Raw genomic sequence first — 14,611 nt, 5'->3', positions numbered from 1 at the left:
CTGGTCGCACCCGGAACCACGCCGCCGCCATCCCCGCTCCGCCATCGGAGGGGTCAGGCCCGAACCCAGCGCCCGATGAGCTCGAGGAGCGCGGTCTCGGCATCGGCCGCGGCCTCGACACTCGCGAAGGTCACCACACCACGGTCGGGCGCCGCCCAGACGACGAGACCGGACGGGTCCTCGAACCGGAACCCCTCGGCGTCGGCCCGCCGCTGCACGCCCCGGTGCAGCACGATACGGATCCGGTTCGCCGGGTGCAGGGCGAAGGTCACGCGGTCCTCGCCGGCGTAGACGAAGCTCGGTGCCTTCCACTTCAAGTGCTCCGAGAACCCCTCGTCGGAGGCCATGATGGCCTCGCGCAGCCGCACGACCGCCGGCTTCAGCTGGTGCGAGAGGGAGTCGAGGTAGGCGTCGACCTCGGCGGAGGTCATGGGGTCAACCCGTCGGGCGACCGACGTACGCCGCGACGTCGCCGGATCCCCAGATCGAGCCGACACGCGTTCCGGCCCGCTCGTTGGCCGCCTCGACGATCTGCCCGTTCCCGAGGTAGATCGCCACGTGGTAGTAGTCGTAGCCGCTCGACCAGAAGATGAGGTCGCCGCGCTGCTTCTGGCTGTACGGCACGAGGCGCCCCTGCGACTGCATCGTGTAGTACTGGTTCGTCGCCGAGTGGGTACCGATGCCGCTGCCGTACGCGGCCCGGGTGAGGCCCGAGCAGTCCCAGACGTCGGGGCCGGAGCCGCCGAGCTGGTAGCCCTTGCCGACCTGCGCGAGCGCGAAGGCGATCGCCGACTCGACGCCGGCGGAGTTCGGCGGAGCGACCGGGCTGCCCCCGCCACCACCGCTGGAGGCACCGCCGCCGCCGCCACCGCCGCCGCTACTCGAGCCGCCACCACCCGACGAACCGCCGTTCGAGGCCGGGGGCGTGTTCGCCGCTGCGGCCGCCGCAGCTGCTGCGGCCTCCGCCGCCTGACGGGCGGATTCACCGGCCGCGTAGCCGCGCTCGGTCTCGGCCGTGGTGTTCTTCAGAGAGGCGAGCTGCGCGTACAGCTGCTCGGCCTGCTGCTCCTGCGCGGCGACCGCGGCCGATGCGGCAGCCGAAGCGCTCTCGGCCTCGTCGTACTTCGTCTGCGCCTCGCCCTCGAGTCGCTCGCGTTCGGTCTTCGCGACCTCCGCCTGGTCGGTGAGCCCGGACGCCGCATTGCGGTCCGTGACCGCCTCAGCGTAGCTCGCGGCGTTGCGCTCGCCGAGCTTGTCCATGACGGACAGCCGCGACAGGAGGTCGTCGGACTTCCCCGCGCCGAGGACGAGGTCGAGCGACACGTCGCCGCCACCGCCTCGGGAGAGCTGCGCGATGAGCGCGCCGGCGCGCTGCTTCGACACCTTCGCGGCGGCCGCAGCGGCGTCGGCCTGCGCCTGGAGGGCGGACTCGCGCGCGGTCGCCTCGGTCACGGCGTCCTGCGCCTGCCGGTAGGACTCCGCGGCGATCTGTGCCGTGCGGAACGCGGCGTCGGACTGCTCCTGCAGGGAGGTGATGAGTGCGGTGATGTTCGTGATCTCGGCGGCCTTCGCGGACTCGCTCGACTTCGCCGCCTCGACGTCCGCCCAGCTCGGGTAGTCGTCCGCATGGGCCGGCAGCACCCCGAGGGTGAGCGAGGCGGTGACGACGCCGACGGAGACGGCCATCGCCAGCCAGGGACGGCGGCGGCCGTACTGCGCACCGGGCGTTCGTGCGGGGGTCATCATTCTCCAGTCCGACGACACGATCACTCCGACACCGGCGGGTCGCGGTCGACATCGTGTCACAACAGTCACAATAGAAACTTTGATCACACTAGCCACTCTCGTCCCGCAGCACCAGCTCGAATGCCCCCGGACTGGGCACGGAGGCGCGTCGAAGGGCGCGCCGGACACCGGGGCCCGCACCTCGACACGCTCAGTGACCGGAGCGGGTACGCCGGGCGAACCGGTCAGGCGGGTTCGACGTCCTCGGGCGACCAGCGGGAGGACTCGCCAGAGCGGATGATCGCCAGCAGCTGCGAGCGCAAGGCAGACTCGTCCGGCAGCTCGGGGAAGACGTCGGCTTCCAGCCGGTGGGCGGCGAGCCAGGCCTCGTCGCCGGCCGCGGTCCGGCTCACCACGTGCCGCCGGCGGTCGTCGGCGGCCGCGATGCGCTCGATGAGCCCGGCGCGTTCCAGTCGGTCGAGGGTGCGCGACATCGTCTGGTTCTGCACCCGGGCGCGGCGGGCGAGGTCCTTCTGACTCGCCGGCCCGCTGTCCAGGAGGTGCAGGACGATGAGGCCGGCGTGCGTGACGCCGATGCCGTCCAGAGCCTGCTGCCAGGTGTGCTCGATGAGGCGCGCGGCGGTCGACAGCAGACGCCCCGTGGGCCAATCCGCCATCGGATCGCGAGCGGCGTCGGCGACCACGCCGTCGGTCGCACGCACTCCATCCATGGCACCAATGTAGCGCCCGCGCCTCGGAGGGGGCCTCCACCAGCCGCCGCAACGACCCGGGGCACGCGTGCTGTCCCCCAATCCCTTGTCTGTCGGCCGAGCGACGAAGTCCGTCGCCGGGAGGTCGATCCACGACGGAATCGCGCGTGGCACACCTGCCTCACCCCCAGAATTGGGGGCCGCCGACCCCCTGGAGTGGGGGATCCGCCGATGACCCCCGCTTCCTACAGTGGAGGGATATCCAAGGGGGACGGTCATCCCGATCGACATCGTCGATCGGTCGTGGGGACACGAACGACGTCGCGTTCTCCGCGGGCGGCCCGAACCGCCCGTGCGCACCGCGCACCCGAACCACACCCGAACCCACAAGTGGATAGCAGCCCCCATGACGACGTACCCGAACCGCCGTCGGTCCTTCCGACAGACCCGCCCGCGCACCCGAACCGCGGTCTCCTTCGAGCAGCGCACCCTGCGAGGGGATGACGCATGAGCGCCGAACTCACCGAGAGCGCGTTCCCGATGACCGGTCCGATCGCGACGCCGGTCACGTTGGGCCGACGCCGCGCCTCCGCGATCCGCGCCGAGTCGTCACCCGCCGCCGTCACCTCGCTGACCCAGCGGGAGTGGTCGAAGCGCTACCGCCGCTGGCTCGTCCTCACCGACAGCGCCATCGCCCTCTTCGCCGTCTCCGCGGCCTTCGTCGTGCGGTTCGGCGACGAGCCCGTCGGCCCGGAGGCCCAGCAGCTCTACGTGCTGCTGTCCGGCCTCATCGTGGTCGTCTGGGTCGCCGTACTCGGGTTCACGAGGACCCGCGACAGCCGCATCATCGGCTCGGGCGTCATCGAGTACAAGCGGGTCGTCAACGCCAGCGCGTTCGCGTTCGGCATCCTCGCGATCGCGTTCCTCATCGCCAAGGTCGACATCGCGCGCGGCTACTTCATCCTCGCCCTGCCGGCAGGGACCCTCGCCCTCCTCGCCTCGCGGTGGATGTGGCGTCGGTGGCTGCTCAGCCGTCGCCGCGTCGGGGAGTACACGGCACGGACGGTCGTCGTCGGACGCCGCGACGACGTCGACTACGTCCTCCAACAGGTCGCCAAACAGCACAGCATGAGCTACACCGTCGTCGGCGCGGCCATCACCGACGAGGAGACCGCCGAACCGTTCTCGAGCCGGGGCCGGTCCGTCCCCGTCATCGCCCACGTCGACGGCGTCGCCCAGGCCGCTGCGAACCTCACCGCCGACGCCGTCATCATCGCCGGACCGGTCGACGGCGGCAGCGACTACATCCGCCGACTCGGCTGGGACCTAGAGGGCACCGCGACCGAGCTCGTCCTCGCCGCGCGCCTCACCGACGTCGCCGGCCCCCGCATCCACTTCCGTCCCGTCGAGGAGCTGCCGCTCATCCACGTGGAGATCCCGCAGTTCGAGGGCGGCCACCACATCATGAAGCGCGCCCTCGACGTCGGCCTCACGAGCCTCGGCCTGCTGCTCATCTCCCCCGTGCTGGCCCTCCTCGCGCTCGCGATCAAGCTCGACAGCCCGGGCCCCGTCCTCTTCCGTCAGGAGCGCGTGGGGCGCAACGGTGAGCGGTTCACGATGTTCAAGTTCCGGTCGATGATCACCGACGCCGAAGCCGCGCTGCCCGCCCTGATGGCGCAGAGCGAGGGCAACGGTGTGCTGTTCAAGATGAAGAACGACCCGCGGGTGACGCGGGTGGGCCGCATCCTCCGCAAGTACTCGCTCGACGAGTTCCCCCAGCTCTGGAACATCCTCACGGGTGACATGAGCCTCGTGGGCCCTCGCCCGCCGCTCGCGAGCGAGGTCGCCGAGTACGAGAAGGACGTCCACCGTCGCCTCCACATCAAGCCAGGGCTCACCGGGATGTGGCAGGTCTCCGGACGCTCCGACCTGAGCTGGGACGAGAGCGTCCGACTGGACCTCTACTACGTCGAGAACTGGTCGATCACCGGCGACCTCATGATCATGTGGCAGACCGTCAAGGTGGTCCTGAAACCGGTCGGCGCGTACTGATGCGAGGACTGCTGTCGGTGATGCCCCCAAAGCGAGGGGTGTCCTGCGAAAAGAGGACAAAACTCCTTCCGGAGGGGACAACACTTCGCTACAGTCGTCACCATCACCGCGAACCGATGAGTCGTTCGACACCCGAAACACCCGAACCCGTCGACACGATTCACCAGGTCAATGACGCCGCTCGCGCGCACGAACCCGATCGTGCATCGAGATCCGTGACGCTTACCCGAGCGACGCGAGCATCGACGCCGTCCGCCCCCGAAGGCGGACACCACCGGGCCGTGAGCGCGAGCTGTGACATCGTCGCCGTGCACCGGAACCCGACCGGGCACGCGATACCCGAACACCGGCGCCCGAGACGCCGGCCAGCAGCATCGGCGCACACCCGAACCCCGTGGGCCGGCAGCGACATCATGAGAGACCCGAACTCAGCCATGACCACCACCCTGCAGTCCGTCGCGCGATCCGCCGCGGCCACCACCCGATGAGGGCCCCGAAGCGCAGGAGCGTCGCCCACGGCCGCCAGGCCGACGGCACCCTCCGGATCGCGATGGTGGGCACCCGTGGTGTCCCCGCCGCTTACGGCGGGTTCGAGACGGCCGTCGAGGAGATCGGCAGTCGGCTCGCCGCCCGCGGCCACGACGTCACCGTCTTCTGCCGTCGCACCGCCGCCGACCAGCCGGACGAGCACCTGGGGATGCGCCTCGTGCACCTGCCCGCCGTCCGCAAGAAGGTCCTGGAGACCCTCAGCCACACGGCGCTGTCGGTGCTGAACATGGCCGTCACGAAGCGCCACGACGTCGCCTTCGTCTTCAACGCCGCGAACGCCCCCTTCGTCCCCGTCATTCGCGCCAAGGGCGTCCCGACCGCAGTGCACGTGGACGGTCTCGAATGGAAGCGGGCGAAGTGGAGCGGTTCCGGCAAGCGCTACTACCGCTGGGCCGAGGAACGCTCCGTCCGCACGGCCGACGCGCTCATCGCCGACGCCGCGGGGATCGCCGACTACTACGAGCAGCAGTTCGGCGTCCCGACCGAACTCCTCACCTACGGCGCGAAGATCCTCGAGCAGCCCCGCACGGACCTGCTCGGCTCAGGAGCCGGCGTCGAAGCCGGGGCCTTCCACCTCGTGGTCGCCCGGTTCGAACCCGAGAACCACGTCGACCTGATCGTCGAGGGCTACATCCGCAGCGAGGCGCGACACCCGCTCGTCGTGGTCGGCTCCGCACCCTACGGCGCCGAGCACAGCGAACGTATCGCGGCCCTGGCCGCCAGCGACCCGCGCGTGCACCTGCTCGGTGGCGTGTGGGACCAGGAACTCCTCGACCAGCTCTACGCCGGTGCGCTCACCTACGTCCACGGCCACTCCGTCGGCGGGACGAACCCGTCGCTGCTGCGCGCCATGGGCGCCGGAACGGCCGTGATCGGCTTCGACTCGGTCTTCAACCACGAGGTCGTCGGGAGCACCGGTTCCTTCTTCGCCACGGCGGACGAGGTCGCCCGGCTCATCGAGCAGGCCGAGCTGGACGAGGCGGGCACGGCAGCCCTCGGAGCAGCGCTCCAGGCACGCGCGGCCGAGGTGTACCGCTGGGACACCATCGCCGACGGCTACGAGGCACTCGCCCTCCGCCTGGCCGACGGCGCGACCATCCACGGTACCGGACGGTTCAACCGTCTGCCGATCGACTGGAACCCGAAACCCGTCGCCGGCATCCACCCGACACGCTTCACCGAGACCACCGGAGGCTTGGCATGACCCGAATCACTGCCGACACCCGTTCGACCACCGAGTCCTACAACGAGATCGTCGCCCGCCTCGCCGGCGCCCAGAAGAAGCGCGCTCCGGGTGCCCCGGCCTACTCCATCTACGTGAACCGCAAGGCCGGACGGTATCTCGCCGCCGGGGCGTACAAGGTCGGACTGACCCCGAACGTCGTCACCGCGATCAGCGCGCTGTTCACCTTCGCCGGTATCGCGATGCTGGCGATCCTGCCTCCCGCCTGGTGGGTGGGCGTCGCCATCTGGCTCGCCCTCGCCATCGGATACGCCTTCGACTCGGCCGACGGCCAGGTCGCCCGCCTGCGCGGCGGCGGCTCGGCGAGCGGCGAATGGCTGGACCACGTCGTCGACGCGACGAAGATCTCCACCCTGCACCTCGCGGTCCTCATCATGGTCTTCCGCCACTTCGACTTCACGAACCCGGCCCTGTACCTCATCCCGATGGGCTACACCGTGGTCGCCGCCGTCTCGTTCTTCGCGATGATCCTCAACGACCAGCTGAAGGCCGCCTACGGCCACAAGCCGGCCCTCGACGCCCGTCGGAGTTCGCCGATGCGCTCGCTGCTCGTCATTCCGACCGACTACGGCTTCCTCTGCATGATCTTCCTCCTGATCGGCTTCCCTCCCCTCTTCTTCGCCGCCTACACGCTGATGTTCATCGCGAACACCGGTCACCTGCTGCTCGGGTCCGTCAAGTGGTTCCGGGACATGGACCGTCTCGGAGCGGCACCCGCCGCAGACGTCCGGAGCTGATTCGACGATGAACGGCCTTGGGGGGTCCGGCCGGTCGACTGCAGCGTCGCCCGGACGGAGGACACTACTGCTCGCGCATCCGAGCGCGGACCTGTACGGATCCGACCGCGTATTCCTGGAGACGGTGGAGGCGTTCGTGCGCGACGGCTCCGACGTCGTCGTGACGATGCCGGCCGGCGGGCCGCTGAGTGCGCTGCTCGTCGAGCGGGGCGCGCGGGTGCACATCGTGCCGACGCTGGTGCTGCGGAAGAGCCTGCTGACCCCCCGCGGGTTCGGCGCGCTCGTATCGCAGACCGTCCGGGGGCTGCGAGCAGGAGGACGACTCCTCCGATCGGTGCAGCCGGACCTCGTGTGGACCAACACCATTACGATCCCGCTGTGGACGGCTCTCGCCCGCCTGCACCGCCTGCCGTCCGTCGTGCACGTCCACGAGGCGGAGGGCTCGGCGAAGCCCGTCGTCATGCGCGCCCTCGCCTTCCCCCTGCTGTTCGCGGACCGGCTGATCGCGAACAGCCGCTACAGCGCCGAGACGCTCCAGCGCTCCTACCGTCGACTCGCCGGTCGGACGAGCATCGTCCTGAACGGCGTACCCGGCCCCGACGCGGTGACGCAGCCCCGCGCGGACGTGCTCGACGAACTCCGCGTGCTCTTCGTCGGCCGTCTCTCGCCGCGGAAGGGGCCGGACCTCGTGATCGAGGCCGTCGACGAGCTCACCCGCCGCGGTATCCGAGCGCGGGCCGACATCGTCGGCGCCGTCTACCCCGGTTACGAGTGGTTCGAGGACGAACTCCTGGCCTCCATCGCGGAGCGTGGGCTCGAGGGCCGCGTCACGCTGCACGGATTCCAGCCGTCTCCGTGGGCCGCGCTCGCGACCAGCGACGTGCTCGTCGTGCCGTCCCGACTCGACGAGCCCTTCGGCAACACCGCGGTCGAGAGCATCCTCGCCGCCCGGCCGGTCGTGGTGAGCGACACCTCAGGGCTCCGCGAGGCGGCCGCGGGCTACCGTGCTGCGACCTTCGTGGCCCCTGGGGACGCGACCGCCATCGCCGACGCCCTGGCCGAGATCCGATCGGACTGGGCCACCCGCTCCAGCGCGGCCATCGCGGATGAGCGGATCGCCGCCGACCGGCATTCCGTCCGTTCCTACCAGGACCGGATCATCGACTCCGTGGTCGGGCTCCCGATCCGGGCGCGGCGGAGCGGACACGTCCATGTGTAGCGCCGACCTTCGTCCGGGCCGAGTCTCCGGTGGAGCCCGTCAGGCGTCGTCGCGTGGTGTCACGGCCGGCAGCGCGGCCGTGAGCGCGTCGACGACCGCTCCGACCTGCGCGATGGTGCGGTCGTGGGCGGCGGACCCCTGCAGGTGGCCGTCGGCGATGTCGAACGGGTCTGCAGGCGTCTTACTCCGCCCGAACCGGCGGAGGCCCGTGGGCTTCCGGCTCGTGGGTGCGAACCCGCGGCGCCCGTGGATCATCGCCGCGAAGCGGTCCAACACCCCGTCGGCCTCGACATCGGCCTCGTCTGCGAAGCCCGGCATCGTGGCCAGTGCAGTCGCCTCGCGCAGGGTGAACGTCCGAGACCGCGCCGCTGGTGCGAGCGCGGCGATGGCCGACCGTTCGGCCGTGGAGGCGGTCAGGATCAGTGACGCGCCCTTGACGATCTCCAGCGAGATCGGCCGCGAGCGGTGCGCACCGGCGAAGGCGGCGAAGCCGTCGCCGCGCTCCACCCGTCTGACCCGTTCGCAGATCTCGGAGCCGGCCCTGGCCGACACCCCGGCGCTCTCGACCATGACGCCGTCGAAGCCTGGTAGGCCGCTCAACCGTCGATGCAAGAGGAACTCCGCCAGCGGCGATCGGCAGACGTTCGCCGCGCACACCACCAACAGTGTCTGGTCACGATGCTCGTCCAGATCCCTGCTCCCCTCGTCCTCCCCACATGATAGTGGGACCATCGGGACGGCCGGACCGGCCTACCCGCAGCACAACCCCGGCCCGGTGCCGGCAGAAGGGCACTGACGTGACCGTTCACGACTACCTCGGCGCGATCCGCAAGCAGTGGGCCGTCATCCTCATCCTCGCGCTCCTCGGTGCAGCGGGTGGCTACGTCTACGCCCAGACCATGCCGAGCATGTACCGCTCGACGAGCAGCGCCTACGCCTCGGCCGCATACGGCGAATCGACGAGCGAACTGGTGCAGGGGTCGACCTACGTGCAGAACCTGGTGCAGTCCTACGCGCTGATCGCGAAGTCACCCTACGTGCTGCAGCCGGTCATCAACGACCTCGACCTCGACCTGAGCGTCGCCCAGCTCGCGCGCACCGTCACAGCCGACACCCCGCTCAACACGGTCGTCGTCGACATCTCCGTGGTGAACTCCGATCCCGAGCTCGCCAGAGCCATCGCCGACGGCATCGCCAAGTCGCTGTCGGACGCCGTCGCGAACATCTCCCCCAAGGACGCCGCGCAGGCGGCTTCGGTCCAGCTGACCATCATCTCGCCGGCCTCGGCACCGGTGAACCCGGTATCTCCGGACGTGCGGCTGATCACCGGCATCGGCGGCGTGATCGGCATCCTCCTCGGCCTCGCTTGGGCGGTCCTGCGCGAGTTGGTGGACACCCGGATCCGGAGCAACTCCGACATCGACCTCGTCACGGACCTGCCGCTCCTCGCGGAGGTCGGCCGCACCTCACGTGATCGTCGAATCGCCCAGGTCATCCGTTCGAGCCCGAACGGCATCACGGCCGAGGCGTTCCGATCGCTCTGCATGAGTCTGGCATTCGCGGATGTCGACAAGCCGGTGGCCTCCATGGTCGTCACGTCGGCACTCCCCGGTGAGGGCAAGAGCTCCGTTTCCGTCGGACTCGCCATGTCCCTCGCGGAGTCGAGCGGCAGCGTCATCCTCGTCGACGGTGATCTCAGGAACCCGTCGATCGCCGAGTACACGGGCCTCGACGGCACGGTCGGACTCACCAGCGTCCTGCTCGGCGACGCCTCCCTCGACGAGGCGGTCCAGCCCTGGGGTGTCCCAGGCCTCGACATCCTGGTCGCCGGTGCGGTCCCGCCGAACCCGAACCAGCTCCTCGCCTCGGACACGATGCGGACCACGCTGGACCTGCTGAAGTCCCAGTACGACTTCGTGGTCATCGACACCTCCCCGGTCATCCCGGTCACCGACCCGCTGTGGCTCGTCCACGAGACCGACGGCGCGATCGTCGTGGTCCGCGAGCGTCGCACGAAGCGCCAACAGCTCCAGAAGGCGCTGTCGACGCTCGACTCCGTCGGCGCGCGGGTGCTCGGCGTGGTGGCGAACGACGTCAGGCATCACGAGCGCACGACGTATTACACGGACGACGAGAACGCGCGGCCTCGGCAGAGCGCACCCGTCCTGGGTGCACGGCGTCGGCGAGCGGTCGTGGCGACGACGACGACGACGGAACCTGCACCCGAGACCGCCGGAGAGCGGTAACCGCCATGTCCACGACCGCCCGAGACGCGCGGCCGGCGCGCCGCGGTGAATCCGGTTCACGCGAAACGTGGATCGATTCCGCGCGCGGGATCGCGATCATCCTCGTGGTGTTGTTCCACGCGGTGATGTATCTCGGGGTGGCCGGGATCACCGGGCCGTGGTCGTTGGCCAGCACCCCGCTCGACACCTTCCGCATGCCGCTGTTCTTCTTCGTCTCCGGGCTGCTGGCGCCGTCAGCGCTCGCACGCCCCTTCCGGGATCTGTTCCGCAAGCGCCTCCTGCTCCTTCTCTACCTATACGTCGTGTGGAGCACCCTGCAGACCGCCTACGGCGCGGTGATGCCCCCCGTGGGCGACGCTCAGGATCCCGTCACGTGGTGGTCGTTCGCGTCGATCCTGGTCCAGCCGCATCCGAACCTCTGGTTCATCTACGCCCTCCCGATCTACTTCGTCGTGGCCTGGCTCATCCGCCGCTGGCCGCCCCTGGTACAGCTCGCCCTCGCGGCCGCGGTCTCCGCTGCGTTTGGGACCGGGATGCTCTCCTCGCTCGGTGTGCCCTGGGAGAAGGCGGGCCGCTACTTCTTCTTCTTCCTCCTGGCGGCGCATGCCGCGCCGCTCGTCAGACGTCTGGCGCCGCGTCTCGGGCTCGTGCACCTGCTCGTCCTGGTCGGGGTCTACGGCGGTATCGTCGTCTTCGTCCTCAGGACCCAGGCGCGTTTCGTCCCGTTCGTCCTCCTCGGAGCCGGCCTCATGGCGACGGCGACGGGCATCGCGCTCGCCGTGGTGTTGTCCCGCTTCCGCTCCTGCTCCTTCCTGGCGGTTCTCGGCACGAGGACGCTCCCCATCTATCTCCTTCATACGTTCCCTATGATCGCCGTGGCCGGCGCGCTGCACCCGATCGCCGAGACGCTCCCGCTGTGGTGGAGAATCGTGCTCCCTCCCGCACTCACGGCGGCTTCCATCCTGATCTCCCTTGGGATCCACCGGCTTCTTCGGGCGGTGCCCGGCGTCTTCACCGCCCCGGTGAAGAGCTGGACGATCGCCTCAGAACCGCGTTCTCGAAACATGGACCCGTCACAGATCCTTGCTGTACCATCCGTCAACAGCACTATCGCGCCACCCGACCGAAACGGCCTGTCACGGGCCGAGTCCGCTCCATCCGACGCAGCTGAACCTCCCCCGCATCCACCCCGCGTCGACGGATCGGGCGCTCCCGATCCCCGTGAGGAACCCCTTCTTGACTTCCGACCTCCACGCAGCCGGTCCTCCCACGACCGACCGGCCAACGCTCCGATCGACGCGCCGTCGCGTCCGACCGACTGACGGCTCGAGCGGCATCCGCCGTGCCGGCACCGTCCTGGCGAGCGGTCTCGCGGCCGGAGCCCTGCTCCTGACCTCCCTCACGGCCGCAGCACCGGCGAACGCCGCAGGTGAGACCTGGTCCGTCGGCAAGCCCGTCGCGAATGACACCTTCGCGCGGACGGTCGCGACCGGGTTCGGCTCGGCCGATCTCGGAGGCGACTACACCTCCGCGGTCACCACCGGGATGGCCGTCGCGAACGGCGGCAGCATCACCTTCACCACCCCGGGGACCGCCCGCCAGGCACTGCTCGCCGGTGTGCAGATCGGCGACGTCCAGGCCACCGCCACCATCACCGTCCCAACCCTCCCCACCGCCGGGAGCGGCGTCTACTTCGGGCTGCAGGCCCGGTCGGACGGCAAGCGGTACTACCAGAGCACGGTGCGCGTCACGCCCACCGGTTCGGTCTATCTCGGCACGGCACGCATCGACGGGTCAACCACGAACCAGAAGAAGCTGTCGAAGGAGGCGCTGGTCGCATCGGATCTCCAGCCCGGCCAATCGCTGCAGATGGACCTGCGCACCCGGTCGTCCACCACCGTCACCGTCGCGAGCCGTGCGTGGGTCGTCGGAGCGGCGAAGCCCTCCTGGCAACGGATCGCGACCGACGCGAGCGCTGAGCGGCTCCAGTCCGGCGGGATCGGTGTGTGGAGTTACCTCTCCAGCGCGGCGGCACCGCTCGGTCTCGGGATCAGCGCCCTGAGCGCGGCCCCGGTGACCTCGTCGTCGGCCAACCCGGAACCCGAACCGACGACCCCGGTCCCCGCGCCGACCGAGCCGACGGACCCCGTCGAGACCCCGGTGCCGGAACCGACCACACCAGCGACCCCGACGACCCCCACCGCTCCCGCGACGCCGACCACCCCGACCACGCCGACGGGGCCTGACACCCAGGTGCCGTCGAGCGGCCGAGGTTCGGCTGCGGTCGGGACGACCTCGTACGCGATCCCGAAGGGCGCGTTGTACGTGGCGGCAGGCAACGGCACCGGGGGCTCGGGCAGCCTCGCCTCGCCCTACACGTCACTGACGCACGCCGTCGCGAAGGCGCCGAGTGGATCGACGCTGGTGCTGCGCGCCGGCACCTACCGCGAGAGCGTCGTCCTCGCGAGCTCGAAGCAGCTGACCATCCAGTCCTATCCCAAGGAAGCGGTGTGGTTGGACGGCAGCGACCGCGTCGCCGGCTGGAACAAGAGTTCCACGGGCTGGGCGGTGACGGGCTGGAACACCGGCTTCGACACCAGCCCGACCTTCACCAAGGGTGCGTCGGACGGCAGTGCCGAGGCCATCAAGTTCATCAATCCCGCTTATCCGCTCGCCGCCTACCCCGACCAGGTGTGGGTCGACGGCGTCGCCCAGCAACAGGTCGCCAGTGAGCGAGCGGTGGGAGCGGGCACCTTCTTCGTCGACCGCGCCGGGAAGCGCCTCATCCTCGGTACGGACCCTGCCGGGAAGACCGTCACGGCGAGCAAGCTCCAGACGGCACTCGCCGTGAAGAGCGTCGGCAGCGTCGTGCGCGGCCTCGGTGTCCGGAACTACGGCAACTCGGTGTACCAGATGGGTGCGATCACGGCTCAGAACGACGCCATCACCTTCGAGAACCTCGTGGTGCAGGACAACGCCACGATCGGCATGTACGCGTGGGGCACCGGCGTGACCTTCGCGAACATCACCGCGACCGGCAACGGGATGATGGGCGGCGGAGCGAACTCGGCCGACAAGTTCACGCTCAAGAACTCCGTGATCTCGGGCAACAACGTGCAGAACTTCAACCGGATGCCGGTGTCCGGCGGGTTCAAGATCACGCGTTCGCGCACAGTCGCCTTCACCGACAACGACTTCCAGAAGAACACCACCGTCGGCCTCTGGCTCGACGAGTCGGTGTACAACGGGAAGGTCTCGGGGAACCGTTCCATCGGCAACGGCGCGACCGGGATCATCCTCGAGATCTCGGACACGTTCTCGGTGACGAACAACGTCATCGCCTCGAACGGGCGGTACGGCCTATGGATCGGGAACACCGGCAACGTGCAGGTGTGGAACAACACCATCACGGGCAACTCGATGGCCGCCCTGCAGCTGACCCAGGACAAGCGTCGCCAGACGAACGTGAACTCCGCGGGCCACGACCGGCGTCAGCCGCTGCCCGACATGACGGTGCCGTGGATCATCAAGAACGTCACGGTGTCGAACAACGTCATCTCGGGTGCCGGCGGTGGGTGCCTCGTCTGCGTGGAGGACCAGTCGAAGGAGTTCACGGCCGAGCAGATGAAGCTCACACTGAACGGCAACGTCTATCAGCGCGCTTCCGCGAACGCCCCGTCGCTCGCGGTGCGCTGGGGACAGGGTGCAGCGACCGCGAAGAGCTTCGCGACGGTGGCCGCGTTCACGAAGTCGACCGGCCAGGAACGGCGGTCGGTCCTCGTCGAGGGCACCGCGGTCACGACGGCGGACTTCCAGTTGACGCCGGCGGCACTCGTCCAGTCGGCGCTCGTCGTGGTCGCCGTGCCGAGCTCCATCGCCGGGCTGCTGGGATTGCAGGCCGGGATCGCCCCGGCGCGGGCGGGGAGCCTCCTCAGCCCCTGATCGCCCCCGGATCATGATCGGAACGGCGTGTGCTCCGGCACACGCCGTTCCGTCGTCACCCCTCGATTTGGGGGCAACATCCCCGCGAACGGGGGAAGGCCTTCCGGGGTGCCCTTCGGTAGGATCGGATGACCGGTGGACGGATGCAGACCCGGCGCATCCCCACTCCAGGCCCTCCCGAATCGACC

At 69.7% G+C, this 14,611-nt stretch carries 11 protein-coding genes; 7 read left to right on the top strand and 4 right to left on the bottom strand.

Features of this window, described 5'->3' with window-relative positions; translation table 11 throughout:
- Nucleotides 1-53: 53 nt before the first annotated feature.
- The 3 genes from QRN26_RS10200 to QRN26_RS10190 form a co-directional block, all read right to left on the bottom strand.
- Entirely contained in the window at nucleotides 54-431 is a 378-nt protein-coding gene (locus tag QRN26_RS10200; RefSeq protein ID WP_285036469.1) for a DUF1801 domain-containing protein, read from the bottom strand.
- A gap of 4 nt (nucleotides 432-435) precedes the next feature.
- Nucleotides 436-1,743, bottom strand: coding sequence for a C40 family peptidase (locus QRN26_RS10195; protein ID WP_285036466.1), 1,308 nt, complete (start codon nucleotides 1,741-1,743; stop codon nucleotides 436-438).
- A gap of 227 nt (nucleotides 1,744-1,970) precedes the next feature.
- Nucleotides 1,971-2,456, bottom strand: a complete 486-nt coding sequence (locus QRN26_RS10190) for a MarR family winged helix-turn-helix transcriptional regulator (RefSeq protein WP_285036464.1) — start codon at nucleotides 2,454-2,456, stop codon at nucleotides 1,971-1,973.
- 486 nt (nucleotides 2,457-2,942) lie between these two features.
- Between QRN26_RS10190 and QRN26_RS10185 the strand changes: the two genes are divergently transcribed.
- The 4 genes from QRN26_RS10185 to QRN26_RS10170 all read left to right on the top strand — a co-directional run bounded on the left by QRN26_RS10185 (nucleotide 2,943) and on the right by QRN26_RS10170 (nucleotide 8,235).
- Nucleotides 2,943-4,487, top strand: coding sequence for a sugar transferase (locus QRN26_RS10185; protein WP_285036463.1), 1,545 nt, complete (start codon nucleotides 2,943-2,945; stop codon nucleotides 4,485-4,487).
- A gap of 484 nt (nucleotides 4,488-4,971) precedes the next feature.
- A complete protein-coding gene (locus QRN26_RS10180; RefSeq protein WP_285036460.1) occupies nucleotides 4,972-6,240 on the top strand; it encodes a glycosyltransferase in 1,269 nt (422 codons plus the stop codon).
- Complete coding sequence (locus QRN26_RS10175; protein ID WP_285036458.1) at nucleotides 6,237-7,016, top strand: CDP-alcohol phosphatidyltransferase family protein; 780 nt, start codon at nucleotides 6,237-6,239, stop codon at nucleotides 7,014-7,016. The genes QRN26_RS10180 and QRN26_RS10175 overlap by 4 nt, the downstream gene beginning before the upstream one ends.
- A gap of 7 nt (nucleotides 7,017-7,023) precedes the next feature.
- A complete protein-coding gene (locus tag QRN26_RS10170) occupies nucleotides 7,024-8,235 on the top strand; it encodes a glycosyltransferase (RefSeq protein ID WP_285036455.1) in 1,212 nt (403 codons plus the stop codon).
- 39 nt (nucleotides 8,236-8,274) lie between these two features.
- Here QRN26_RS10170 and QRN26_RS10165 read toward each other — a convergent pair whose 3' ends face one another.
- The gene (locus QRN26_RS10165) at nucleotides 8,275-8,967 is read right to left on the bottom strand and encodes an arsenate reductase/protein-tyrosine-phosphatase family protein (protein WP_285036453.1); all 693 of its coding nucleotides are present in this window, start codon (nucleotides 8,965-8,967) and stop codon (nucleotides 8,275-8,277) included.
- A 65-nt stretch (nucleotides 8,968-9,032) separates the two neighbouring features.
- On the opposite strand from QRN26_RS10165, the gene QRN26_RS10160 reads away from it, so the two are divergent.
- The 3 genes from QRN26_RS10160 to QRN26_RS10150 are packed head-to-tail and all read left to right on the top strand — an operon-like array spanning nucleotide 9,033 to nucleotide 14,423.
- Complete coding sequence (locus QRN26_RS10160; RefSeq protein ID WP_285036450.1) at nucleotides 9,033-10,481, top strand: tyrosine-protein kinase domain-containing protein; 1,449 nt, start codon at nucleotides 9,033-9,035, stop codon at nucleotides 10,479-10,481.
- Between the two features lie 5 nt (nucleotides 10,482-10,486).
- Nucleotides 10,487-11,803 (top strand): acyltransferase family protein, encoded by a 1,317-nt coding sequence (locus QRN26_RS10155; RefSeq protein ID WP_285036448.1) that lies wholly within the window; start codon nucleotides 10,487-10,489, stop codon nucleotides 11,801-11,803.
- The gene (locus QRN26_RS10150; RefSeq protein WP_285036445.1) at nucleotides 11,718-14,423 is read left to right on the top strand and encodes a right-handed parallel beta-helix repeat-containing protein; all 2,706 of its coding nucleotides are present in this window, start codon (nucleotides 11,718-11,720) and stop codon (nucleotides 14,421-14,423) included. Before QRN26_RS10155 ends, QRN26_RS10150 begins: the two co-directional genes overlap by 86 nt.
- Nucleotides 14,424-14,611: the final 188 nt, after the last annotated feature.

Source organism: Plantibacter sp. ME-Dv--P-095 (assembly GCF_030209365.1).
GTDB lineage: Bacteria > Actinomycetota > Actinomycetes > Actinomycetales > Microbacteriaceae > Plantibacter.
Note: the sequence above shows the minus strand (reverse complement) of the source record. Positions and strands in the feature narration are given on the sequence as shown.

What these genes read in the sequence shown, in the direction of transcription:
- QRN26_RS10165 (WP_285036453.1), bottom strand. Translation starts at nt 8,967, where the DNA reads ATGGTCCCACTATCATGTGGGGAGGACGAGGGGAGCAGGGATCTGGAC.
- QRN26_RS10190 (WP_285036464.1), bottom strand. Translation starts at nt 2,456, where the DNA reads ATGGATGGAGTGCGTGCGACCGACGGCGTGGTCGCCGACGCCGCTCGC.
- QRN26_RS10185 (WP_285036463.1), top strand. Translation starts at nt 2,943, where the DNA reads ATGAGCGCCGAACTCACCGAGAGCGCGTTCCCGATGACCGGTCCGATC.
- QRN26_RS10180 (WP_285036460.1), top strand. Translation starts at nt 4,972, where the DNA reads ATGAGGGCCCCGAAGCGCAGGAGCGTCGCCCACGGCCGCCAGGCCGAC.
- QRN26_RS10195 (WP_285036466.1), bottom strand. Translation starts at nt 1,743, where the DNA reads ATGACCCCCGCACGAACGCCCGGTGCGCAGTACGGCCGCCGCCGTCCC.
- QRN26_RS10170 (WP_285036455.1), top strand. Translation starts at nt 7,024, where the DNA reads ATGAACGGCCTTGGGGGGTCCGGCCGGTCGACTGCAGCGTCGCCCGGA.
- QRN26_RS10200 (WP_285036469.1), bottom strand. Translation starts at nt 431, where the DNA reads ATGACCTCCGCCGAGGTCGACGCCTACCTCGACTCCCTCTCGCACCAG.
- QRN26_RS10175 (WP_285036458.1), top strand. Translation starts at nt 6,237, where the DNA reads ATGACCCGAATCACTGCCGACACCCGTTCGACCACCGAGTCCTACAAC.
- QRN26_RS10155 (WP_285036448.1), top strand. Translation starts at nt 10,487, where the DNA reads ATGTCCACGACCGCCCGAGACGCGCGGCCGGCGCGCCGCGGTGAATCC.